Origin of the sequence: Bradyrhizobium sp. I71 (assembly GCF_022354745.1) — a bacterium.
GTDB classification, from domain to species: Bacteria; Pseudomonadota; Alphaproteobacteria; order Rhizobiales; family Xanthobacteraceae; genus Bradyrhizobium; species Bradyrhizobium liaoningense.
Genome location: NZ_CP059398.1, coordinates 271,797 through 293,232, shown reverse-complemented (window position 1 = coordinate 293,232; position 21,436 = coordinate 271,797). Strand labels below are relative to the sequence as shown.

22 protein-coding genes are annotated in these 21,436 nt (G+C 65.1%); 15 read left to right on the top strand and 7 right to left on the bottom strand.

Annotated features, from left to right (window positions below):
• Positions 1 to 28 precede the first annotated feature (28 nt).
• Positions 29 to 1,294: an ABC transporter substrate-binding protein gene (locus FJV43_RS01415; RefSeq protein WP_239624074.1), complete on the top strand. Its 1,266-nt coding sequence runs from the start codon at positions 29 to 31 to the stop codon at positions 1,292 to 1,294.
• A gap of 45 nt (positions 1,295 to 1,339) precedes the next feature.
• On the opposite strand, the gene FJV43_RS01410 is transcribed toward FJV43_RS01415, so the two are convergent.
• A complete protein-coding gene (locus tag FJV43_RS01410) occupies positions 1,340 to 1,597 on the bottom strand; it encodes a hypothetical protein (RefSeq protein ID WP_193374346.1) in 258 nt (85 codons plus the stop codon).
• A 291-nt stretch (positions 1,598 to 1,888) separates the two neighbouring features.
• Between FJV43_RS01410 and FJV43_RS01405 the strand changes: the two genes are divergently transcribed.
• Positions 1,889 to 2,263, top strand: a complete 375-nt coding sequence (locus FJV43_RS01405) for a hypothetical protein (protein WP_239624072.1) — start codon at positions 1,889 to 1,891, stop codon at positions 2,261 to 2,263.
• A 4-nt stretch (positions 2,264 to 2,267) separates the two neighbouring features.
• Here the strand turns inward: FJV43_RS01405 and FJV43_RS01400 are convergent, their stop codons facing one another.
• Both FJV43_RS01400 and FJV43_RS01395 read right to left on the bottom strand, forming a co-directional pair.
• Complete coding sequence (locus tag FJV43_RS01400; protein WP_239624071.1) at positions 2,268 to 3,593, bottom strand: polysaccharide deacetylase family protein; 1,326 nt, start codon at positions 3,591 to 3,593, stop codon at positions 2,268 to 2,270.
• A gap of 161 nt (positions 3,594 to 3,754) precedes the next feature.
• Complete coding sequence (locus FJV43_RS01395) at positions 3,755 to 4,528, bottom strand: polysaccharide deacetylase family protein (RefSeq protein WP_239629805.1); 774 nt, start codon at positions 4,526 to 4,528, stop codon at positions 3,755 to 3,757.
• A gap of 116 nt (positions 4,529 to 4,644) precedes the next feature.
• On the opposite strand from FJV43_RS01395, the gene mgtE reads away from it, so the two are divergent.
• The 4 genes from mgtE to FJV43_RS01375 all read left to right on the top strand — a co-directional run bounded on the left by mgtE (position 4,645) and on the right by FJV43_RS01375 (position 8,549).
• Positions 4,645 to 6,066, top strand: coding sequence for a magnesium transporter (gene mgtE / locus FJV43_RS01390; RefSeq protein WP_239624069.1), 1,422 nt, complete (start codon positions 4,645 to 4,647; stop codon positions 6,064 to 6,066).
• A 258-nt stretch (positions 6,067 to 6,324) separates the two neighbouring features.
• On the top strand, positions 6,325 to 6,621 hold the full coding sequence (locus tag FJV43_RS01385) for a helix-turn-helix domain-containing protein (RefSeq protein WP_061877258.1): 297 nt from the start codon (positions 6,325 to 6,327) through the stop codon (positions 6,619 to 6,621).
• Positions 6,622 to 6,742: 121 nt separating this feature from the next.
• On the top strand, positions 6,743 to 7,561 hold the full coding sequence (locus tag FJV43_RS01380) for an aldo/keto reductase (protein ID WP_239624067.1): 819 nt from the start codon (positions 6,743 to 6,745) through the stop codon (positions 7,559 to 7,561).
• Positions 7,562 to 7,610: 49 nt separating this feature from the next.
• Positions 7,611 to 8,549, top strand: a complete 939-nt coding sequence (locus FJV43_RS01375; RefSeq protein WP_239624066.1) for a hypothetical protein — start codon at positions 7,611 to 7,613, stop codon at positions 8,547 to 8,549.
• A gap of 286 nt (positions 8,550 to 8,835) precedes the next feature.
• Here the strand turns inward: FJV43_RS01375 and FJV43_RS01370 are convergent, their stop codons facing one another.
• A complete protein-coding gene (locus FJV43_RS01370) occupies positions 8,836 to 9,552 on the bottom strand; it encodes a DUF599 domain-containing protein (RefSeq protein WP_239624064.1) in 717 nt (238 codons plus the stop codon).
• Between the two features lie 124 nt (positions 9,553 to 9,676).
• Here FJV43_RS01370 and FJV43_RS01365 point away from each other — a divergent pair, with 124 nt between their 5' ends.
• From FJV43_RS01365 to FJV43_RS01350, 4 genes are all read left to right on the top strand, one after another.
• Complete coding sequence (locus FJV43_RS01365; RefSeq protein WP_239624063.1) at positions 9,677 to 10,339, top strand: glutathione S-transferase family protein; 663 nt, start codon at positions 9,677 to 9,679, stop codon at positions 10,337 to 10,339.
• Between the two features lie 304 nt (positions 10,340 to 10,643).
• Positions 10,644 to 10,847 (top strand): hypothetical protein, encoded by a 204-nt coding sequence (locus FJV43_RS01360; protein ID WP_085966667.1) that lies wholly within the window; start codon positions 10,644 to 10,646, stop codon positions 10,845 to 10,847.
• Between the two features lie 153 nt (positions 10,848 to 11,000).
• Positions 11,001 to 11,987, top strand: a complete 987-nt coding sequence (locus FJV43_RS01355) for a hypothetical protein (protein ID WP_239624061.1) — start codon at positions 11,001 to 11,003, stop codon at positions 11,985 to 11,987.
• 42 nt (positions 11,988 to 12,029) lie between these two features.
• A complete protein-coding gene (locus tag FJV43_RS01350) occupies positions 12,030 to 12,470 on the top strand; it encodes a DUF1489 domain-containing protein (protein WP_239624059.1) in 441 nt (146 codons plus the stop codon).
• Here the strand turns inward: FJV43_RS01350 and panC are convergent.
• Positions 12,467 to 13,318 carry a pantoate--beta-alanine ligase gene (gene panC, locus FJV43_RS01345; protein WP_239624057.1) on the bottom strand — a complete coding sequence of 284 codons (852 nt, stop codon included), beginning with the start codon at positions 13,316 to 13,318 and terminating at the stop codon, positions 12,467 to 12,469. The two genes, FJV43_RS01350 and panC, sit on opposite strands and share 4 nt — an antisense overlap.
• Before the next feature lie 284 nt (positions 13,319 to 13,602).
• On the opposite strand from panC, the gene FJV43_RS01340 reads away from it, so the two are divergent.
• The 4 genes from FJV43_RS01340 to FJV43_RS01325 all read left to right on the top strand — a co-directional run bounded on the left by FJV43_RS01340 (position 13,603) and on the right by FJV43_RS01325 (position 17,415).
• Positions 13,603 to 14,526 carry a division plane positioning ATPase MipZ gene (locus tag FJV43_RS01340; RefSeq protein WP_239624056.1) on the top strand — a complete coding sequence of 308 codons (924 nt, stop codon included), beginning with the start codon at positions 13,603 to 13,605 and terminating at the stop codon, positions 14,524 to 14,526.
• Positions 14,527 to 14,871: 345 nt separating this feature from the next.
• Positions 14,872 to 15,732, top strand: coding sequence for an alpha/beta fold hydrolase (locus tag FJV43_RS01335; protein WP_131867935.1), 861 nt, complete (start codon positions 14,872 to 14,874; stop codon positions 15,730 to 15,732).
• A gap of 134 nt (positions 15,733 to 15,866) precedes the next feature.
• On the top strand, positions 15,867 to 16,616 hold the full coding sequence (locus FJV43_RS01330; protein WP_239624054.1) for a VWA domain-containing protein: 750 nt from the start codon (positions 15,867 to 15,869) through the stop codon (positions 16,614 to 16,616).
• Between the two features lie 73 nt (positions 16,617 to 16,689).
• On the top strand, positions 16,690 to 17,415 hold the full coding sequence (locus FJV43_RS01325) for a DnaJ domain-containing protein (RefSeq protein WP_239629804.1): 726 nt from the start codon (positions 16,690 to 16,692) through the stop codon (positions 17,413 to 17,415).
• Positions 17,416 to 17,655: 240 nt separating this feature from the next.
• Here FJV43_RS01325 and FJV43_RS01320 read toward each other — a convergent pair whose 3' ends face one another.
• Positions 17,656 to 19,503 carry a serine hydrolase gene (locus tag FJV43_RS01320; protein WP_239624052.1) on the bottom strand — a complete coding sequence of 616 codons (1,848 nt, stop codon included), beginning with the start codon at positions 19,501 to 19,503 and terminating at the stop codon, positions 17,656 to 17,658.
• Positions 19,504 to 19,889: 386 nt separating this feature from the next.
• On the opposite strand from FJV43_RS01320, the gene FJV43_RS01315 reads away from it, so the two are divergent.
• The gene (locus FJV43_RS01315; RefSeq protein WP_011087913.1) at positions 19,890 to 20,228 is read left to right on the top strand and encodes a phasin family protein; all 339 of its coding nucleotides are present in this window, start codon (positions 19,890 to 19,892) and stop codon (positions 20,226 to 20,228) included.
• Between the two features lie 613 nt (positions 20,229 to 20,841).
• Here FJV43_RS01315 and FJV43_RS01310 read toward each other — a convergent pair.
• Positions 20,842 to 20,925: a pilus assembly protein TadG-related protein gene (locus FJV43_RS01310; protein WP_239629803.1), complete on the bottom strand. Its 84-nt coding sequence runs from the start codon at positions 20,923 to 20,925 to the stop codon at positions 20,842 to 20,844.
• Between the last annotated feature and the right edge of the window lie 511 nt (positions 20,926 to 21,436).

Sequence of the window (21,436 nt, the reverse complement as noted above, 5' to 3'; positions counted from 1 at the left end):
GTCGTCGCGGTGCCAGAGCGAGGGGAAGATGGTGGATCACGTAGGGGCATTGCAGTCATGGCACATCCGACTTTGCCGGTCGGCCTTCGGCATCATCCTGACGCTGGGTCCGGTCGCGCTCGCTGAACGGAGCCTGGCCGCCGATTTTTCCGGTGACGTTGTCCGGATCGGCATCATCAACGACCAGGCGGGACCATTGTCCGACCTTGCCGGACCTGGATCCGTCGTCGCCGCGAAGATGGCGGTTCAGGATTTCCAGAAGATCGCGCCGGGCCTGAAGGTCGACATCGTCGTCGCCGACCATCAGAACAAGCCGGATATCGGCGCCCAGATCGTCCGCAAATGGTTCGACGTGGATGGCGTCGACATGGTGGCCGACGTCGGGAACTCGGCGGTCGCGCTCGCCATCCAGTCGATTGCGCGCGACAAGAACAAGATCGTCATCTACTCGGCGGTCGGGACCACCGATATCGGCGGCAAGCAATGTTCGCGCACCGGTCTGATGTGGTTGCACGACAATTACAATCTGGTCGCCGGCTCGGTCCGAAAGCTGGTGTCGCAAGGATACGACAGCTGGTTCTTCATCGCATCCGACTATGCGTTCGGCCGCAATATGGTCGAAGTGTCTCAGCGCGTGCTCGCGGCGACTGGTGCTAAGTCGCTCGGCGCGGTCTTTCATCCGCTGGGAAATGCCGACTACAGCTCTTTCCTGCTCCAGGCCCAGGCATCGAAGGCCAAAGTGGTCGCGTTCGCCAATGCTGGCGAACAGCTCGTGACCTCGATGAAGCAATGGAATGAGTTCGGAATGAATGCCGGGTCTCAGAAGGCCGTCGCCGAACTCATGTTTCTGACCGATGTGCACGCCATGGGCGCCGAAACGGCCAAGGGATTGACGACGGTTACCGCCTGGTACTGGGCGCTCAACGAGGCGACGCGGGCGTTCGCCCAGAGGTTCTACAAGCTTCACAACGCCATGCCGACCGCGCCACAAGCCGCCGTCTATTCGGCCGTCCTGCAATACCTGAGGGCAGCGGCTGCTGCAGGGACGGATGAAACCAATGCTGTCCTGGAGCAGATTCGGTCAATGCCCGTAGACGACTTCTACGCGCCCGGCGCGCGGCTGCGCGCTGACAACAAGCTGGTGCACGATTTCTATCTCGTCGAGGTCAGGAAGCCTTCGGACGTGAAGACGCCCTGGGACTATTACGACGTTGTCGAGAGAATACCTGCCGAGGAAGCCTATCTTCCGTTGAGCCAGAGCGAATGCCCGCTGCTGAAGACCTCGCAAAACTAGCGCATTGCCGCGCACCGGTCCTTGCGACACTCAAATCGCGCCTCTTCAGCCATATTCCTCGCCGATGCCGTATTCCCGGTAGATCTCCAGCGGGTCGATCTCGGGAAACAGGCGGCATTTGGCCTGGGCGAGGTGCAGGCTCACCGCCGCCGGCTCCTTGCCGTTCGCGAGCAGCTTGCGGATGTCGTCCATATGCGCGTTCGGCTGGTGCTTCGGTGCGAGTTGCTCCAGCGCGACCAGGGCGGTTGCGAGCGCCTCGGTCAGAACCCACTCGTCGTGGCCCGTGATTCCCTTCTTCGGCATCGGCAGACCCCACATATGGCGGCGGCCGGCAGTTTACCGCGACTTCGGCCAAATCGCCATTGAGCCGTCGCGGGCATGCCGCGCGGGCAGTCCGATCGGCCATGCTCCGGCCTGTGTTGTGGCCACATCTGGCTAAAAGGCGGCAAGTTTCGGGACGATAGTATCTTTGTTGAAACAAACTTGGCGTAGACGGGCCGCTGCCGCATCCAGGCCGGCCGTTCCGGTCCGGGTCCCCCATCCCGAAATTTCGCAACACGATCGAGTTGCGCCCCCTCAAAGGTTCGAGCCAGCATGGCCTTTCTTAGCTTCGTCTACCGCTTCCTCACCAATTTCGCGTTCATGGCGGTGGTCTATTTCAGCCTGAACTTCATGGAGAAGTATCCGAACCGGGCGATCCTGGCGATCCTGGTGCTGGTCTATGCCGGCATGCGCGCCGCATCGACGCTGCGTGCGTTCTACTTCTTCCAGAAGATCGAGAAGCTGGAGGCCGAGACCAAGCGCCTGCAGGCTTCGATCAGTGACGGTTCAGGCGGAGCCTCGGCGCGCAGGCAGGTCGTCGCCGACGTGGCGCGGCTGCGGCGCGATGGCGAGCTCAAGTCCTATATGGACCTGTTCTTCCTGGCGCTGATCGTGCTGCTCTGCGTCGCCGCGATCATGCGGCAGTGACAGCTCAAGCGCGCTTCTTCAGGCTGGCGACGCGGGTCGGGCGGGTGGTGGCGCTCTTGGATGCCGGGCCCTTGGGTGCAGCGCCCGTGGCTGTCGCGCCCTTGGGCTGCGCGGCATGATCCGGTGCCGCCGGCGCCGCATGCGCCGTGCGCCGTCCCTGTAGCTTGGCCGCCTTGCCCTTTGCCGCCTTGGCATGTGCTGCCTTGTCCTTGGCCGCACGAGATGTCTCGGCTGCCATCGCCAGCCGCGTCGCGGCACGCCGCGACAAGGTCGTCGACAGCAGCACCTCGACCGAGCCTTCGGGGATCGCAAAGAGCGCGCGGCCGGGCACGGGCAGGGTGGCCGCGACATTGGCCTGCGCCATGGTCCTGAGCGGCAGCAGCGGCTGATGCTCGGCCTGCGCATTGAGGTCGGCAAGAGCGGGCGCCGGCAGCGTCCGGGTCTGCGTGAACACGAAATTCGGCACGCGCGGCCAGCGCGCGATCGGCGTCGTCTCGGTCGGCGGATGCAGCAGCCATTCCACCGTCATGGTCGGCGTCGCCGGTCGCTCGGCGGTCGCGGGCACCACATGCACGATGCGATAGCCGCGCGCCTTGAGGTCGCGGATGATCTTGGGCAGCGCCGCCACCGTGCGGGCCTGGATGTCGTGCAGCAGCAGGATACCCTTGCCCTTGGCCTCCAGCCGCTGGATCGCGAGCTGGTAGACGCGGTCGGACGACACATGCCGCCAGTCGTCGGCTGGGAAATCGGCGCTCCAGACCTGGATGCCGCGCGAGATCAGATAGTTCTCGACGCCCTCGGCGCGCATCAGGCCGGGAATGCGGAAAAACGGGGCGAGCTGGGACGGATCGGTCATCGCGGCCGAGGTCCACGCGATTCCGCCGTTGATCTCGGCCTCGGCCTTTTCGATCGGCATCCGGTCGAAGGTCAGCGGATGGTCCATGCTGTGCGTGCCGACGGTGTGGCCCGCCGCGACCAGCTTGCGCACGCCTTCCGGATTGGCCTTGGCCTGGCTGCCGATGATGAAGAATGTCGCCTTGATGCACTCGTCGGCGAGGATCTGGAGCACCTGGTTGGAATATTTCGGCAGCGGACCGTCGTCGAAGGTCAGGACGACCTCATGGTCCTTCAGCGGCAATGTCTCGCGGTACTGCATGGTGCCGATCAGCGGATGCTCGCGCGGATCGACCACGAGGGTGCGGGAGGTGCCGAGGGCGTCCGGGTGGCCGGGACAGTCGGCTGCGAAGGCCGCCGGTGTGCCGACAGTCAGCATTCCCAGACAGAGGACGATCCACGATCGCGTCCGCAAAACAACGCTAATTCCGATCATGAACCTCGTCTGCCCTCGTGCGTGATTGCCGCCTTAGTAGGTCGGAGACGCCCCGGAATGGTTCAGGTGCAATACCCCAACCATCTTTGCAGGAGGTAGCATGAACAGAGTGTTAATTGGGCCAGGATCACCCCATTTTGCGCTGGCGTGACATTCCGGCATCAATGCGCATCGGCGCTCTTCTGTGACGTACCCGCCGGTACGACGTGGACCACCCGATAGCCGTTCTCCCTCAGATACCGCAGAAAGGCCGGCATCATTGCGGCCGTGCGCACCTTGTTGTCGTGGAAGAGGATGATGCCCTTGCCGCTCGCCGCCAGGCGGTCGGTGACGAGTTTCAATTCCTGCTCCGGCGTGATCTCCTCCCAGTCGCTGGCCCATAGATCGGCCCCGAACACGACGATGCCGCGCGACTGAAGCAGGTCGAGCTGTGCTTGCGTCGACTCGAAATAGGGAAAGCGGAAGAACGGCGTCGAGGGTGTCGTGGTCGAGGTGCCGTGCAGCGCCATCTCGTCGGCAGCGATGCCGCGATCGATGTCGGCCTTCGACTTGTCGAACGGGATATGCGCCATGAACGGATGCGACCAGGTGTGGTGGCCGACGGTGTGGCCCTCGCGGGCGATGCGCTTGACCATGTCGGGATATTCGGCGGCGTGCTGGCCGATCAGGAAGAAGGTCGCGCGCACGCACTCCTGCGCCAGCGCCGCCAGCACCTTGGACGTCGTCGGCGGGAACGGGCCGTCGTCGAAAGTCAGCACGACCTCATGATCTGCCAGCGGCAGCGTCGCGGGAAAGCTCTTCAGGCCGACGCGCGGATACGTCTTCGCGTCAACGCTCAGGATGCGCGAAGTGCCGAGCGCGTCCTTGCGCGGGCACTCGGCGGCATCGGCCGAGGCGATGCCGGTGATGGCCGCGATGACCGCGCCCGCCGTCATCGATGTCCATTTCAGTCGAAGCATCTTTGTCATTGCGCTCAGAGTTGCCTTGTGGGTATTGCCTGAACCATCAGCTCAGACCACTGGTTCCAACCTGTCAACCGGCGAGGCGCGCCATGGATGAACATATGGACGTTGCCCCATCCGCCTCCGATTCGGTACTCGACCACGTGCCGATGCGCAATGAGAACGGCGAAATTCGTCATGAATTCGTCGAAGAAATTGCCCGGGCGATCGAGGCTGGCGACAGCGCTGCGCTGCGTGCCTGTGTCGCCGAGCTGCACGAGGCCGATCTCGGCGATCTGATCGGTGCCCTGGAGCCCGACGACCGCGTCCGCCTGGTCGAGCTGACAGGGCGCGATTTCGACTTCTCGGCCCTGAACGAGGTCGACGAGGCCGTCCGCGAGGAGATCCTCGAGGAACTGCCGCCGGAGACGGTCGCCGAGGGCGTCCGCGAGCTCGAATCCGACGATGCGGTCGAGCTCCTGGAAACCCTCGACGAGGCCGAGCAGGAGGAGATCCTCGAAAAGCTGCCGCTCAAGGAGCGCGTCGCTCTCGAGCGCAGCCTGCTCTATCCGGAGAACTCCGCCGGCCGCCGGATGCAGACCGAGTTCATCGCCGTGCCCCAGGATTTCACCGTGGGCCAGGCGATCGACTACATGCGCGAGACGCCGGATCTGCCCGACCGCTTCTACGAGATCTACGTCGTCGACAAGGACCAGCACTGGCTGGGCGCGGTGCCGCTCGACGTGCTCCTGCGCACGCGCCGCCCGGTGGCGCTGACCGAGCTGACCGACGAAGACCGCCGCCGCGTCTCCGTCCTGGAAGACCAGGAAGAGGTGGCGCGCATGTTCGGCAAGTACAATCTCGTCGCCGCGCCCGTGCTCGACACCCAAGACCGCCTGGTCGGCGTCATCACCGTCGACGACGTCGTCGACGTCATTGAGGAGGAGGCGGACGAGGACCTCAAGGCGCTCGGCGGCGTCACCAGTGACGAAGAGCTGTCGGACACCTTCCTGACGATTGCGCGCGGCCGCTTCAACTGGCTGCTGGTGAATCTCGCCACCGCCTTTCTGGCGTCCTCCGTGCTCGGCCTGTTCGAGGGCCAGCTGGAACAGATGGTGGCGCTCGCGGTGCTGGCGCCGATCGTGGCGAGCCAGGGCGGCAATGCCGCGACCCAGACCATGACAGTGGCGGTGCGCGCGCTCGCCACCCGCGAACTCGGCTCCTCCAACGCCTGGCGCGTGGTGCTGCGCGAGACGCTGGTCGGCCTCGTCAACGGCCTCGCCTTCGCCGTGATCACGGGCATTGCCGCGGTCGCCTGGTTCAAGATCCCGGGCCTCGGCATCGTCATCGGGCTCGCCATCATCTGCAACCTCGTCGCCGGCGCGCTCGGCGGCATCCTGATCCCGATGGCGCTGGATCGCGTCCGGGCCGACCCGGCGGTGGCGTCGGGCACCTTCGTGACCACCGTGACCGACGTGGTCGGCTTCTTCTCGTTCCTCGGCATCGCGACGCTCTGGTTCGGGCTGAAGTAGGGAAATTGCTGCGCGCTCTCGTGTCCCGGGCGCGCTGCGGCGCCAATAGCGCGTCGAAGACGCGCGTAAACGCGCTTATGGCGCTGCTGCCGCAGAACCGGGACCTGGAAAGCTGCACGGCACGGTGTTGCGACATGGCTCCCGGCTCTGCGGCACACCGCGAAGCTGCGCTGCGCCGCGTCCGAGGCACGGGACCTCGCATCTTTAATCCGAACTTAAGCGACCTGCCGCATCATCGCTGTGCTTGGGGGAATCGGCATGCGGTTGCGGCTGAAGGCGGACGGACGGATCGTCGAATTGCGGGATGGGCAGGAATTTCCGGTCCAGCCTGCGGCCAATGCCGCGCCGGGCGATACCGGCCCGCTCGCGGTGCGCGATCTGCGGCGTCGCGCCTGCCTGACCCAGATGGAGTTCGCCGCCAAGCTCGGCGTCCCCGTCGAGACCATCCGCAACTGGGAGCAGGGCAAGCGCGCTCCACGAGGGCCTGCCCGCGCGCTGCTCGCGGTGATCGCGCATGCGCCGGACACCGTGTTCCAGGCGCTCGCCAAGGTCTGACGCACACCTCTCGTTAGTCCTGCACCTGAATATTCGCGCCGATCGTTGCGGCGTCCGTTGGCAGCATCATCGGCCGGGTCCATAATGACATTTCGGGCTGCCGCAACAGAGAGGCTTCCTCATGCTGTTCGTCGAGGCCAATGGCGCGAGAATTCCGGCGATCGGGCTCGGGACCTGGGAGCTGAGCGGCAGGCCCGCCGCGCGCGTGGTCGAGCAGGCGCTGCGGCTCGGCTATCGTCACATCGATACCGCGCAGGTCTACGACAATGAGCGCGAGGTCGGCGACGGCTTGCGCGCCTCCGGCGTGCGCCGCGATGATGTCTTCCTCACCACCAAGGTCTGGACCAACCATTTCGCGCCCAACGATCTCGAACGCTCGGTCAAGGAGAGCCTCGCCCGGTTGCGGCTTCCCTGCGTCGATCTGTTGCTGCTGCACTGGCCCAATTCCCACGTGCCGCTGGCGGAGACGCTGGGCGCGCTGTCGCATGCCAGGCAGATGGGCCTGACCCGCCACATCGGCGTCTCCAATTTCACGGTGGCGCTGATCGAGCAGGCGGTCGCGCTGTCGGCCGAGCCGCTTGTTTGCAACCAGGTCGAATATCACCCCTACCTTGACCAGGCGAAGTTGAGGGCGGCCTGCGACCAGCACGGCCTCGCGCTGGTCGCCTACAGTCCGATTGCGAGGGGCCGCATCAAGTCCGATCAGACGCTTGCCGAAATTGGGCGCGCCCACGGCAAGACGCCGGCGCAGGTCTGCCTGCGCTGGCTGGTGCAGCAGAATGTCGCTGCGATCCCGCGCACCTCGCGCGTCGAGCGCCTGTCGGAAAACATCGACATCTTCGATTTCGAGCTATCGGAAGACGAGATGAGCCGGGTCGCCGGGCTCGCCAATCCCAGGGGACGCCTGACCGATTTCGGCTTCGCGCCAAAATGGGATTGAGGGGGACCTCCGTTATGCTAGGACCGCGGCAGCAACCGAAGATCGGTCGATGGAACTGCGGAAGATCATACGGACGGACATTGCGGCGTCGGCGATCGCGCATCTGACGCTGGTGGGGCTGATCATCCTGATCAGCGAAGTCCATCCGTTCCACGCCGCGCCCCCCGAGACCGTGATGGTGGACATCGTCACGCCTGAGCAGGTGAAGCAGGAAGAGGCCAAAGCGGACGAGAAGGCCGAGGAGAAGTCCAAGGACGAGGCGAAGGAGAAGCCGCCGGAGCCGCTCCCCGATCTGAAGCTGCCGAAGCTGGATGTCACCGACAAGGCCGACGCAGCGCCGAAGCCCGCGGCCAAGCAGGAGGCTGCTGCACCATCGCCATCCCCGCAGGCCTCGCCCGAGGCAAAACAGAACCAGCCGCCATCCTCACAGCCGCAGAAGCAGCAGGAGGCCAATGCGCAACCGCAGCCTCAGCAGTCGCCGCCTCAGCAGTTGCCGTCGCAACCGCCAGCTCAGACAATGCAGCAGCCGCAGGCGGCGCCGCCGCCGGCCTATCTGCCTCCGGAGCCGGACGTCACCGTCAAATACGGCGTCATGCTGGGCCTTCCGCCTGAACTGCCGACGGAGCTGCTGAAAGATGTCCCCAAGGACGATGGCGGCGACGCCAAGGATTCGATCGCCGCGAAGCTTCCACCCGAGGTCATCGCCGCGCTTCGCCGCCACCTGAGAAGTTGCGCCAAGCTGCCGGCGGGGGTCGCGCCGACCGACAACGTCCAGGTCAAGCTGCGCACGGTGTTCGCCACCGACGGCACGCTGGCACGCGAGCCGATCCTGCTCGAAGCCCCGCCGTCCGTGAAGGGCGTGGCTATCGTCAAGTCCGCAATGAGCGCGCTCCAGAACTGCCAGCCCTACAAGATGCTGCCGGCCGACAAGTACGGGGAATGGAAGGTGCTGGACTTGCCGTTCAGCCCGCGGGATTTCGGTGGGTAGCGTGGAGCCGGATTCTGCTGTGTCGCCCTCGGTCAATCCGCTCGCACGAAGGCGGAAGCAAACCAGAATCCCTCCGTGGTGACAGTCTGGATTGCTTCGTCGCAAGAGCTCCTCGCAATGACGAGGAGGAGAGAGCCTGCGCCAAACTCCACTCTCGTGCCCCGGACGCAGCGCAGCGTCCCTTCGACGGTGCGCTGCAGAGCCGGGGCCCATATCGCTGTGTCGTACTGTGGCCCCGGGTCCCGGCGCAACGCTTGCGCGTTGCAGCTCGTGCCGGACACGCGCCTCAATCACCGCGCTTCCGCATCTCCTCACCATCCACCATTTCCGGCGCCATCGCGGCCCACGCACTGGACGCGAACTGCCGCCGCCAGGTGACGACCACCACGGCGGCCGTGGTCACGAACAGCACCCAGGGGCTGACGAACCAGCCGAGATAGCCGAGCGCGAAGAAGAAAGCGCGCTGGCCGCGGTTGAAATGGCGGCCGGCGGATTCGAACAGGCGGGAGGTGCGAATGACATGGGCTTCGGCCTCCGGCGTGTCGCGCCGGTCGGCCGGCGGCATGCCGCCGAACAGGATCGCGACGTAGTTGAACAGGCGATAGGCCCAGGCGAACTTGAAGAAGGCATAGACGCAGATCAGCACGAGGCCGACGCATTTCAGCTCCCACATCGCGGGCGACGTGCTGAGGTCGACCGGCAGCTTGCTCAGAATCGTGATGGCGTCGTTGGTGGCGTGCAGCAGCGCCAGCGCGCCGCCGAGCGCGAAAAGGCTGGTGGAGGCGAAGAAGGCGGTGCCGCTCTGGAGCGAGGCCATGATCTGCATGTCGACCATGCGCGTCTCGCGGTGGAGCATGCGGCGCACCCAGACCTCGCGATAGCGGTTCATGCGCGCCGACAGGCTGTCGCGGCCGTAGGCCGAGTGCTCGAGCGTCAGGGCATAGACCAGCCATTCGATGATGAAGAAGCCGACGGCGGTGATGTCGCCCCAATGCCTGCTCATGTCTGTCTCCTGGCAAGGACCGCAACGATTGCCACGCATGACGGGGCGCAGCAACGATTGATTGGCGGCAGGCGATGGCGCTAAAAGCAGCTTGCTTCAAGGCGTATCGAGAAGGACTGGTGATATGGCTGCGCTGAAACTCGCGATCGGCAACAAGAACTACTCGTCATGGTCGATGCGGCCCTGGCTCGCGCTCCGCGCCAACGACATTCCGTTCGTGGAGACGCTCATCCCGCTCTACACCGATAATCCCGCCGACAAGGAGCAGATCCTGTCCTTCAGCCGCGCCGGCAAGGTGCCGGTGCTGGTCGACGGCGACATCACGGTGTGGGATTCGCTTGCCATCATCGAGTACATCGCCGAGCGCTACCCGGAAGTGAAGCTGTGGCCCGACGATGTCGCTGCGCGCGCGCATGCCCGCTCTGTGTGCGCCGAGATGCATTCCGGCTTCATGGCCTTGCGCAACGAATGCGGCATGAACCTGCGTCGGCCGATCCGCCCCGTGGCGTTGTCGGCGGACGCCAAGGCCAACATCGCGCGCATCGAGGCGATCTGGCGCGAGTGCCGCACCCGCTATGGCGCGAACGGACCGTTCCTGTTCGGCCGCTTCGGCGCGGCGGACGCCATGTATGCCCCGGTCGTGCACCGCTTTCGCACCTATGCGATCGAGGTGGCGCCGGACACCAAGGCCTACATGGAGACGATGATGGCACTGCCGGCGTTCCAGGAATGGACGCGCGACGGGCTTGCCGAAACGCTCGTCATCGCGAAGTTCGAGGACGCCTGACCGCAGGCTTGACGGGGGCGGCCGACCGCCCGCCGGCCGGCCGCCTCAGGCCGGCAATGAGCGAGGGGCGGTGGATCGGGGGGCTGCGACACCGACCTGCGACATGCCGGCGGAACGAGCAGCTCCGCTGGTATCATCGGCCCGCCATTTGTCCCGTTATCATTCTGAAATGACTGAAAAATTTGAGTGCTTGCCATGCTGCCATGGCGCTGGCCAAAACGGCGAGTCGCGTGCTATATAACAGCCCGGGTTTCCGGCCGGCCATCGCAGTGGGGCACTGGGCGAGGTAGGCGCTGTTTGAGTAATGGAGAGGGTGTTGAAGCACAAATTTCCCGTGGGATCGCGCGTCCTGTTCACGGCAAGCAACGTCGCGCGTCCCGCTGCCAGCGGCTCGTACGAAGTCATCCGTCTGCTGCCGACCGACGGCGACGACTGCCAGTACCGGATCAAGAGCTCGACCGAAGCCTTCGAGCGCGTCGCCAAGGAAAGCCAGCTCGCGCTCTCCTGAAGCTGACCGCACCCGCGCATTGGTGCCATCAGGGATTTGTATCCTGCGCCGTCAAAAGGCCAGCTTCACGCTCACAAGGTGGGCCGGGGCAGTTGCCGACTCGCGGTGCTCGCTTGACCATTCGCTCTTTGCTCGCGTGAGGGGACGTCGCGCATGAACTGGGCATGGGCCACTTCGTTCGACCAAATCTGGCACTCGCCGGCCTTCCCGATGTGGATGACGCTGGCGGCCGCCGGATTCTTCGGATTGATCCTCCTGCTCACGCTGCACCGCGCCGACAGATCGGTCGCCAACGGTGCGCTGACCGTCATTGCGCTGCTATCCATCGTGATCGCGGGCGCAGCCACCGTGCGCGCCTATGGACCGGACGGACAGGCGGCCCCGGCCGAAGCGCGCGCGCAGGCCGCGGTTGCCGCGAGCCTGCCGGCACTGTCCTGTCTCGACGATCTCGCCGGCGATGTCGTCGCCGCTGGCTGCGAGAAGGCGCTGTTCGGCGCGCCTGACGCCGCGGCCGCCGCCGTGTCCTACACGGCCGCCAGGATCGACCGGCTGACCGCGCTCGGCGACGTCGCCACGGCGGAGAGGAGCCTGACACTCGAGATGAAGGTGCTGCGCAAGTCGCTTGAGCGTGATCGCTACGGCCTTGTCGCGCATGTGCTGATCGTGCGCGACGGCTGCACGCAGTTCGATTGCGCCGCGTTCCGCTCGCTGACCGACCAGCAGCAGGTCGCCGCCAACATGGGCTCCCATCTCTACGACACGCTGGTCGCGCGCTACGCGCCGACCTGGAATACGCCCGCAACAGCGCTGGCGATGCCGGCCACCGCCGCGCTTGCCGGGCTGCCGCCGTCGATGCCGACGGGCAAGCCGACCAATGCGGAGTTCCCGAGCGCTGCGTCGACGCCGCCGGTGAGCATCATGAGTGCGGAGCCGTCCGCGGCAACGCGCCAGGCCGCGCCTGCAGCCAACGCAGCGCCGCCTGCGCCGCGCGCGCCGGCTGCCGCAACCTCGGCGCAGGCAGCGGCACCCGCCGCCAAGAAACCGCCAGCGCCGAAGACCGCGCGTGCTCCGGCTGCCGCCCCGGTTCCTCTCGCGCCACCGGCCTCGGCGCCGGCTCCGGCGGCTGCGGATAACGAGTAGATCGGCATTCCCAATGCGTGGCTGCCCGGTTAATGCTTGGGCATGCCACTCCATCTGATCAAGCTTGCCGTCGGCTGCGACTCCGTCAAGGAATTGAAGGAGTGGGTGGCCGAACGGATGCAGACCGCCAAGAAGAAGGGTCTGCCGCAACGTCACGTCCATATCACCCGCATGGTGCCCAAGCGCGACTCCGAAATCCTCGCCGGCGGTTCGCTCTATTGGGTGATCAAGGGCGAGATCGCCGCGCGGGAAAAGATCATCGGCATCGAGCCGTTCCGCGACAAGGACGGCATCGGGCGCTGCCGGATCGTGATGCAGCCGAAGGTGATCTCGGTCTCGCCGCGGCCGATGCGCCCGTTCCAGGGCTGGCGCTATCTCACCGACGATTCCGTTCCGGCCGATCTCGGCAAGTCCGCAGCCGGCTCGATCGCGGCGATGCCGGAGCCGATGCGGCGCGAGCTGCGTGATCTCGGGCTGCTCTAAACCGCGATATTGTCGATCAGCCGGGTGGTGCCGAGCTTGGCTGCGACCAGGATCCGCAGGGGGCCGTCCTTGCGCGAGGTGACCGGCGCCAGCGTCTCGGCGTGGCGGACCTCGTAATAGTCGAGCACCAGGCCGGCGGCCTTGATCATTTCGGCGCCGCCCGCCATCGCTGGCGCGATCGAATCGCCGGCCCGGATGCGCCCGGCGCTCTCCTTCATGGCGCGGTAGAGGACGGTGGCGGTCTGCCGCTCCTCGGGCGAGAGGTAGACGTTGCGCGAGGACATCGCGAGCCCGTCGCGCTCGCGCACGGTGCGGGAGCCGAGGACCTTGACGCCGAGGTCGAGGTCGCGCGCCATCTGCGTCACCACCCGCAGCTGCTGAAAATCCTTTTCGCCGAAGATCGCAAAGTCCGGCCGGCACTGCGTGAACAGCTTGCCGACGACGGTTGCGACGCCGCCGAAGAAGTGCGGGCGGAAGCGGTCCTCGAGGCCGGCGAGCGCCGGTCCTTCCGGCACGATGCGGGTGGCAAAGCCCTCCGGATACATGGCCTCGACGCCCGGGTGCCAGACGATATCGACGTCCTCGGCCGCGAGCTTGGCGATGTCAGCCTTCCAGGTGCGCGGATAGGCGCCAAAATCCTCCGTCGGGGCGAACTGAGTCGGGTTGACGAAGATCGACACCACGACGCGGCTGGCGCGCCGCTTGGCGAGGCGTACCAGGGACACATGCCCGTCATGGAGGGCCCCCATGGTCGGGACCAGCGCGATCGTGGCTTTTCGCTTGCGGAGATTGTCGACGGCGCGTCGCAGGGCGGGGACCGTGCGGGCGATCAATGGGCTTGCTGACATCAGGACTCGACGGATTGTGAAACGGCGCGGGTGCGGGCGTCGTGCCCGACCGGCTAACCTTAACAAGCGGCGATCGTGGACGCCATGCATCCGGATGCGGCACAGCATCCCGCGCAAGGTGGCGCAGGACATCGCGACATTGCAGACCGGATCAACAGACGAAAGACGGCGCCGCGATTCACGATGAAGCAGGCGCGCTGCGATTTGCATGATCTGTCACGCATTTCACTTGACCGCAGACGCGGTCAACTCGAAGATATTCGCGAGCGGCGTTGAGGATCATCATGCTTGTGCAGGCTAGCCAAGGCCGATCGGGCTCGGCGCATGTGGTCGTGCTCGGCAACGAGAAGGGCGGCTCCGGCAAATCGACCACCGCCTTGCACATCGCCGTTGCGCTCCTCAAGGCTGGCCAGCGCGTCGCCACGATCGATCTCGACTGCCGCCAGCAGAGCTTCACCCGCTACATCGACAATCGCGCCGCCTGGGCCCGCCGCACCAAGCTCGATCTCGAACTGCCGCTGCATCGGTGCATCAAGCTCGGCGAGACCATGCAGATCGCTGAAAACGAGCATTCCGAGTTCCAGCAGTTCATGGAAGCGGTCTCGGTGGTCGAGAGCAGCTTCGACTTCATCGTCATCGATACGCCCGGCACCGACAGCTATCTCATGCGGCTCGCCCATTCGATGGCCGACACCCTGGTGACGCCGCTCAACGACAGCTTCCTGGATTTCGACGTGCTCGGTACCGTCGATCCCGCCAACTACGCGGTGACGGGTGAGAGCCACTATGCCGAGATGGTGCGAGACGTCAGGCGCAAGCGCCGCCAGCTCGACGGCGCAACCACCGACTGGATCGTCGTGCGCAACCGCCTGTCGATGCTCGGCTCCCGCAACAAGCAGCTCGTCGCCGAGGGCCTGAAGGATTTGTCGCTGCGGCTCGGCTTCCGTTACGTCGACGGCTTCGCCGAACGCGTCGTCTACCGCGAATTCTTTCCGCGTGGTCTGACCGCCCTCGACGAGATCGACGAGGCCACGCTCGGCATGCGGCCCAATCTCGGCCATCTTACCGCGCGGGAGGAGGTGACGAGCCTGCTCCGCCAGCTCAAACTGCCGCTCGACGAGCGCGGTCGGCGCCGCGCGGCCAACCGGGCCGAGTGGTTCAACCAGGTCGACAAGCCGCTCGAGGTCCACGACATCCTGGGCGTCTGAGGCGACGGCGGTAAGGTGCTACTCTCCATCGATACAAGCAGCCGGTTCCTCCGGGAACCGTAGCTGCGCTCGACGCGTTTTCACTCCGTGTTGACCGCGAAATGAGCCCAATCAGGGCCGGTTGCACCGGATGGTGAGCTGCACCTGACGTAGTGGTATGAGAATGGGGTGCACAGAAAACGAGTGCGTCGCACAATGGAAGGGCTGCGATTTCACATTATTTAGCCTTCCTGTCACGCTGCTGTGACATATATTAGGGAATAGGCGACAAGGGGCCAAAGAGCTCCGGAAGAACACGATTTTCAACAGGGATTCAGGCCGCTAAGCCTGAGGCTGAGGACGAAAATGAAGCGTGGAATTGCCGTTCTGGTTTCGGTCAGTGCCCTCTGCGGCATCGCCTATTTCACGGCGAGCAAGTGGGCCATCAAGCACGAGACCATCACCTTCTACGACGCCTCGCGCGACAATCGTCCGGTGCCCGTCTACGTCGCGGTGCGCCGCGACAAGGAAATGCAGGCCAACGCCGGCATGATCACGCTGCCGGTCGCCGTTATCAATCACGGCAACACCGTCAAGAACACCGAGTACGGCTTCCTCGCCAACATCTTCGCTGCGCGCGGCTACATGGTCTTGAGCCCGCAGCATGACCTGCCGACCGATCCTCCGATGGTGACCAAGCCCGGCGAGCTCTATGTCGGCCGCCTGCCGCAGATCCTGCGCGGCGTCGCCAACATTCATCTCGCCATGCACGAGATGAAGAAGGTTCAGCCCAATGCCGACTACGACAAGGTGACGATGGTCGGCCACTCCATGGGCGGCGACATCACGATGTACTTCGCCAAGCAGTATCCGGATGAGGTCAAGAAGGTTGTCACCCTCGACAATCTGCGCGTGCCCTTCGTCACCGCCGGCAAGTTCAAGATCCTGTCGTTCCGCTCCCAGGATCCGCAATTCAAGACCGATGCAGGCGTGCTTCCGACCGACGAGGAGTGCGAGAAGGCGGGCATCCAGGTCGTGAAGACCGAATTCCAGCATAACGACATGCGCGACACCGGTCCGGATGTGGCGAAGAACTCGATCCAGAGCATGCTCGACAAGTTCCTGAGCACGACCGACAGCCAAGTGGCGCCGGTCGACACGCAATCGTCCCCGCCCAAGATCCTTGAGCCTGGTCCGGTCGCTCTGATGGCACCGGCCAAAGGTTGACCTATAAGAGCTGACGTCACCGCTCGACTGCATCGATCGTCAAAGCCTCCGCCGGCCTTCCCGCGGAGGCTTTGCACATTGACCGGACCGCATGCGCTGACCACATTAGTCGCTGACGCAAGGTGCAAGCAGCGATGTCGGGCGAACCCATCAAACCGCGCGGTCGCGATGCCGTCTCGGCGCAAGCAGACGGCGCACTGCCGCAAGCGGCGACCTCAGCCTCGGAAGACATCGCCGCCTTCGTCGCCAAGGCGCGGGCACTTTCGCCGCATTCACCGGGCGCGAAGGGGCGGCTGATCTTCGCGCTGGATGCAACGATGAGCCGGCAGCCGACCTGGGACCTGGCCTGCGCGCTCCAGGCCGACATGTTTCGCGAGACCGCAGCGCTCGGCAGTCTTGACATCCGGCTGGTCTACTATCGCGGCTTCAACGAGTGCCGTGCCACGGGCTGGATCTCCGACAGCGCCAAGCTGGCGGCGCTGATGAGCAAGATCGATTGCCGCGGCGGCGATACCCAGATCGGCAAGGTGCTGAGCGAGGCCCGGCGCGAAGCGGTGGCGTCCGGCGTGCGGGCCGTGGTCTTCGTCGGTGATGCCATGGAGGAAAAGGTCGACGAGCTCTACGCCAAGGCCGGTGAGCTCGGCATGCTCAAGGTGCCCGTGTTCGTGTTTCAGGAAGGCCGTGACGCCGTCGCCGAGCAGGCCTTCCGCCAGATCGCGCGCCTGACCGGTGGCGCCTGGTGCCGGTTCGATCCCGGCGCGGCGGCGCAGCTGCGCGAGCTGTTGCGGGCAGCTGCGGCCTATGCAGCCGGAGGACGCGAAGCGTTGCTGAAACTGGCGAAGACAGCGAGCGGCGCGGCGATTCTGATCGGCCAGATGAAGTAGCGATCGGGCTGGCGTGGCTCGCGGCGGCGGTGGATGCGATGCATTTTGCCGCGAGGGCGACTATATTCCGGTCATGACCCTGATTGCCGGCGCTGTCGCCGTTATCACGCTTTATCTGCTGCTTCAGATGTTCCGCGCGGCCAATCCGGCGGTGCTGGCGCGAACCATCAAGTTTGGGGGCGGCGTGCTGGCGCTGGCGGTCGCGGCCTTCACGGGTTTGCGGGGCGAGCTGGCGGTTGCGATCCCGCTCGGAATCTTCGGCGCGGGGCTGCTCGGCTGGACGCCACTGGCGAATGCCGGCTTCGGCAATATCGGCGGGCTGTTCGGTGGCGGTGCGGCGCCGGCGCAAGGGCAGGTTTCGCGCGTGCGCTCGCAATTCCTCGACATGCGGCTCGACCACGATTCCGGCCAGCTTACAGGCCAGATCGTCGCCGGACCTCACGCCGGGCGCAATCTCGGCGACTTCGATCTTGCCGGCCTGCTGGCGATGGTCCCGACGTTCGACGCCGAGAGCGTGGCCTTACTTGAAAGCTATCTGGACCGCCGGTTTCCCGCTTGGCGTCAGAACGCGCAGGGCGATGCGGCAGGGCGGCAGCGCCGCACGGCGGCGAGCGGCAAAATGACGGCGGAGGAAGCCTATCAGATCCTTGGCTTGCAGCCGGGAGCGGGGCGCGACGACATCAGCCGGGCCCACAAAGCCCTGATGAAGAAACTCCATCCCGACCAGGGGGGCTCGACGTATCTCGCTGCCCGGGTAAACGAGGCCAAGGATACTCTGCTTCGCACGCATAACGGCTAACTCCGGCACTACGCTACAAACGCCCGTACCGCGTGAGCTCCGTTCGCTCCGTCTGCCGTCGCCCCGATGCCCGCCATTGTCGGCGTGGTCGATCCCTTGAGTAAAGTTTTAACCGTAAATCCTTGACGAGAGGTTGTCGTCGAGCGGCCTTGTCAGGAATAGCCTCGGCATCACCGTACCCCTAAAACGAAAATGCCCGCGCAAGGGCGCGGGCATTTGGCTCGGAATGGAGAAGGGAGATCAGTTGCGCACGGTGATGCAGGAGATCTCGGCGCGCTTCAACGTGCGGCAGACGGCTTCGGCCTGGTCGCGCTCGAGCCCGGCGAAGCGGGCGCGGTAGAGCTTGCGATTGTCCTTGGCGACAACCGGCTCGGTGAACGGATCGGCCTTGCTGAGCAGGCCGCGGGCGGAGCTGCGGGCAGCGTCGATGCGCTGCTGGGCTTCGTTCTCGCTCTCGAGCGCGCCGACCTGGACGATCCAGCCGCTGTGAGCGACGGCCGGCCTGGTGGTGGCGCTCATCTGGATCGGCTGCGGCGCCGGGTCGGCGGACGCGAGCTTCGGACCGGCGGGGGCGGGCGCAGCGGCGGTTGCCGCCGGCAGCACCCCGAGGATGCCGTTGCCAGTACCGAAGCCCGCCGGCTGCCGCGGCAGTTCGGTGCGGGCAATCTCGGCCTTCGGTGCTTCCGGCTGGCTGACCGCCTCGGGCTTGTTGATGAGATCCGCCCGGGCGACGACGGCGCCGGAGGTTTCCGCGACGTCGGAACGGGGCGGGATGGTGCTGGTGACCGGCGGGGCGACCTGGGTCGGGGCGGCGGAGGCGACCTTCACGGCGCCGGCCTTGACCTGAACCGTCTTGACCCGAACCGGCTTCATCGGCTCGGACGAGCCGGGGATGATGGAGAGCGGCTGGCTTGAAATCACGCCATTGGTGAGCGGCGCAGGCTCGACCTTGGATTCAGTCGGCCGAACTTCAGGCTTGCTGGCTTCGGATCTGGCGTGAGCGGGCGGCATCGCGGCGGCCGCAGCGGCCAGCGTCGACAGCCGCGAGGCGAGACGCGACGGGGCGGCTTCAGGAGCAGGGCCGGTGGCCTGAACCTGCGGTGCGGAGCGTGCCGGAGCATCCGAGGCATCGGCGACGTCGGTATTGGCTTCGGCGCCGTTGCGCTCCGTGACCGCGGCGACCGTGTGGACAGTCGCGCCCTTGTCGAGATTCTCCGCGAGCAGGCTGCGCATGATGGCGTCGCGCGAGCCGCCGCTGCGGCCGCCCAGCACCACGCCGATCAGGTGGCGGTTGCCGCGGCGGATCGAGGTGACGAGGTTGAAGCCGGAGGCGCGAGTGTAACCGGTCTTGATGCCGTCCACGCCCTCGACGCTGCCGAGCAGGTGGTTGTGGTTGCGGATCGACTGTCCCCGCCAATTGAAGGTCGAGGTCGCGAAATAGCGATAGTAGCGCGGGAAACGCTCCTGGATGGCGCGACCGAGCGTCGCCTGGTCGCGCGCGGTGGTGACCTGCTCGTCGTTGGGAAGGCCATTGGCGTTGCGGTAGACCGTCCTGGACATGCCGAGCGAACGCGCCTTGCGCGTCATCATCTGGGCGAAGTCGTCCTCGTCGCCGGCGATCGCTTCCGCGATCACTACGGCAGCGTCGTTGGCCGAGCGGGTGACGAGGCCCTTGATCGCGTCCTCGACGCGAATGGTCTGGCCGGCACGCAGGTTCAGCTTGGTCGGATCCTGATTGGCGGCGTGCTGGGACACCGGCATCTCGGTGTCGAGCTTCATCTTGCCGGACTCGAGGCGCTCGAACAGCAGATAGAGCGTCATGATCTTGGTCAGCGACGCCGGATGGCGGATCCCGTCAGGGCTTGTTGCCTGGAGCACCGCGCCGGAATTGCCGTCGACGATGATGGACGCGAATTTCGAGCTCGAGCTCTCGGACACATCACGCTGGACGCGGTGATGCACATGGTGGCGGCGATGGCGACGCGCCTCCGCTGCATCGGTGGTGAAGATGACCGCGATGGTGACCGTAAGCAGCCCCAAAACGCCAACCCGCGCCAAGCGCGAGGAAGACAAGTTGTTACGAAGCATGGAACCCCGTCCCCGTTTCTGACTTGATCACCGGCCCGTGGGGCGAAATTGTGCCCAATGGTCCCGGGATCATTACCTGCTCAGGTTGTCCCTCCGCTGGTGTTCGCCGCGGGGGACGTTGGACCCGAGCCGCTGTTCTGGCTAAGGTGATGTTCTCAAACGGCTTTGGCCGCCTGCGGAAGTGAACACGTCCAGGGAATCAGGGTAGGGGGCCGCGGTTTCCAAAAGCTTAAGGAACCCTTGCGGGAAACCCCGGGAATTTCCGCGATTTGCGTCGAATTTTGTGCGACGCACAAGATTCTTGACATTTTTGTGCGTTGCACTATTTTTGGGCGAAGTCAGGGAGCCGGGGCTTCCCGACGCGAGCCAGGGAAAAGGATTCCGACATGTTCAAGGTTGAAGACTTTCAGAGCTACGGGAAAGAGCAGTTCGAGCAGTGCGTTGCTTCCGCGACCTCGGTGCAGCACGGCCTCCAGGCGATCGCCAGCGCTTATGGCGACTACACGAAGAAGTCGTTCGAAGACACCAAGTCCTTCGTCGAGAAGCTGTCCGGTGTGAAGTCGCTGGACAAGGCGATGGAAGCGCAGACCGATTTTGCCCGTTCTGCCTACGAGACCTTCGTTGCGGAATCGCAGAAGATCGCCGGCCTCTACAGCGACCTCGCCAAGCAGGCGTTCAAGCCGGTCGAGACCATCGTGTCGAAGTTCACCCCGGCCGCGAACTGACCCGCTCAACACGGTCCTGGAATCAAGAGCCCGGCCAGATTTGGCCGGGCTTTTCGTTTGTGTGGGCTTTTCGTTTGCGGGTGCGGACTTGAATTGAATCACTTCGCGACGCGCAGCTTGGAAATCTGCGTCAAGGTGTTCTTGAACGCGTCCGATGTCCGAGAGGCGTCCTGACCATTTGGAAGTTCCCACTGGTCGCGCAATCTGCAGCGCTTGAGATCTTGCGTCCGCATTGTTGATGTTGACTTGGATCGTGAAGATCGTGACCGATCCGGCCACGACCGAGTTGAAGGCGCTGGATTTGTCGTTCGCGGGAATAGGGGCGCGGCCTCCCATCCGATTCAATTGATCGAGGCACTGACATTGGTGGTGCCGACGTTGGCGTCCTTCGAGAACGGGATGATCGAAGTGCAAACCTCGCCCGACTGCCTGTGATAGTTGGGCAAGGTGCCCATCATGTCCTTTGGCCGCGGCTTGCATGCCCGTCATTTTGCCGGTCTGAACCATCGATCCTGTTATCCAGAAACATCGCCACCCGCCTGCGGGTATTTCCCCATGCCGCAGTAGAACTCGGGATGTGTGGATGTCCGCCGTCGACATCGTGCCGGCGCGATCAGTGTAGCGGCCCAGTAAACGCCGCCGAATCGAGCGCGACCTGCAGCGAGGTACGTGCTTGCACTGCGCGGCTATACTCCACCGCGGCACCGATGAAAGCCAGCACAGGCACCACGATGGCGGCCTTGCTCGGCCGCTGCAAAGCGGGCGAGCTGTCGACCAGGGCGCCTGAGGAGGGCAGGCGAGACTTGGCGGTCCACGAAATCCGTATTCTGCCCGATTTCGCGGCACGCCATTGAACGACAGGTGGTTTGGACCGTAGAAGCCCGGAGCCATCCGCGAAAAACCGTCGCAGGCGGGTTAACTGCCGGGTTCCTGGTCAACATGTTCTAAACATGCCGGGCGGAAATTTTTGTCAAATCGGCCCGGATTGATTAACCTGACGAGGATCGCCCGGACCGGGAATCGGGACTGCCACGGCCGCATCGGCCCGATCTCCGCATGCTTGCGGCCAGCCGTGGGCAGGCCCATATTGCTGGCGAACGGTCCGGCTCGAGCCGGATGTGTCGGGAGCGGCGATCCAACAAGGCGGCGCGCCTGCGCTAGGCTCCGAAGGGCGGAGTCGCGCGGTGACCGCCATGCGCTTCCGTGGG

Excerpts from the sequence above, each read along its gene's own strand:
- FJV43_RS01415 (WP_239624074.1), top strand. The coding sequence starts at position 29 with ATGGTGGATCACGTAGGGGCATTGCAGTCATGGCACATCCGACTTTGC.
- FJV43_RS01315 (WP_011087913.1), top strand. The coding sequence starts at position 19,890 with ATGTTCAAGGTTGAAGACTTTCAGAGCTACGGGAAAGAGCAGTTCGAG.
- FJV43_RS01340 (WP_239624056.1), top strand. The coding sequence starts at position 13,603 with ATGCTTGTGCAGGCTAGCCAAGGCCGATCGGGCTCGGCGCATGTGGTC.
- FJV43_RS01400 (WP_239624071.1), bottom strand. The coding sequence starts at position 3,593 with ATGATCGGAATTAGCGTTGTTTTGCGGACGCGATCGTGGATCGTCCTC.
- FJV43_RS01325 (WP_239629804.1), top strand. The coding sequence starts at position 16,690 with ATGACCCTGATTGCCGGCGCTGTCGCCGTTATCACGCTTTATCTGCTG.
- FJV43_RS01365 (WP_239624063.1), top strand. The coding sequence starts at position 9,677 with ATGGCTGCGCTGAAACTCGCGATCGGCAACAAGAACTACTCGTCATGG.
- FJV43_RS01360 (WP_085966667.1), top strand. The coding sequence starts at position 10,644 with ATGGAGAGGGTGTTGAAGCACAAATTTCCCGTGGGATCGCGCGTCCTG.
- FJV43_RS01370 (WP_239624064.1), bottom strand. The coding sequence starts at position 9,552 with ATGAGCAGGCATTGGGGCGACATCACCGCCGTCGGCTTCTTCATCATC.
- FJV43_RS01380 (WP_239624067.1), top strand. The coding sequence starts at position 6,743 with ATGCTGTTCGTCGAGGCCAATGGCGCGAGAATTCCGGCGATCGGGCTC.
- FJV43_RS01355 (WP_239624061.1), top strand. The coding sequence starts at position 11,001 with ATGAACTGGGCATGGGCCACTTCGTTCGACCAAATCTGGCACTCGCCG.
- FJV43_RS01410 (WP_193374346.1), bottom strand. The coding sequence starts at position 1,597 with ATGCCGAAGAAGGGAATCACGGGCCACGACGAGTGGGTTCTGACCGAG.
- FJV43_RS01395 (WP_239629805.1), bottom strand. The coding sequence starts at position 4,528 with ATGACGGCGGGCGCGGTCATCGCGGCCATCACCGGCATCGCCTCGGCC.
- FJV43_RS01405 (WP_239624072.1), top strand. The coding sequence starts at position 1,889 with ATGGCCTTTCTTAGCTTCGTCTACCGCTTCCTCACCAATTTCGCGTTC.
- FJV43_RS01320 (WP_239624052.1), bottom strand. The coding sequence starts at position 19,503 with ATGCTTCGTAACAACTTGTCTTCCTCGCGCTTGGCGCGGGTTGGCGTT.
- FJV43_RS01350 (WP_239624059.1), top strand. The coding sequence starts at position 12,030 with ATGCCACTCCATCTGATCAAGCTTGCCGTCGGCTGCGACTCCGTCAAG.
- FJV43_RS01375 (WP_239624066.1), top strand. The coding sequence starts at position 7,611 with ATGGAACTGCGGAAGATCATACGGACGGACATTGCGGCGTCGGCGATC.
- FJV43_RS01330 (WP_239624054.1), top strand. The coding sequence starts at position 15,867 with ATGTCGGGCGAACCCATCAAACCGCGCGGTCGCGATGCCGTCTCGGCG.
- FJV43_RS01385 (WP_061877258.1), top strand. The coding sequence starts at position 6,325 with ATGCGGTTGCGGCTGAAGGCGGACGGACGGATCGTCGAATTGCGGGAT.
- panC (WP_239624057.1), bottom strand. The coding sequence starts at position 13,318 with ATGTCAGCAAGCCCATTGATCGCCCGCACGGTCCCCGCCCTGCGACGC.
- mgtE (WP_239624069.1), top strand. The coding sequence starts at position 4,645 with ATGGATGAACATATGGACGTTGCCCCATCCGCCTCCGATTCGGTACTC.
- FJV43_RS01335 (WP_131867935.1), top strand. The coding sequence starts at position 14,872 with ATGAAGCGTGGAATTGCCGTTCTGGTTTCGGTCAGTGCCCTCTGCGGC.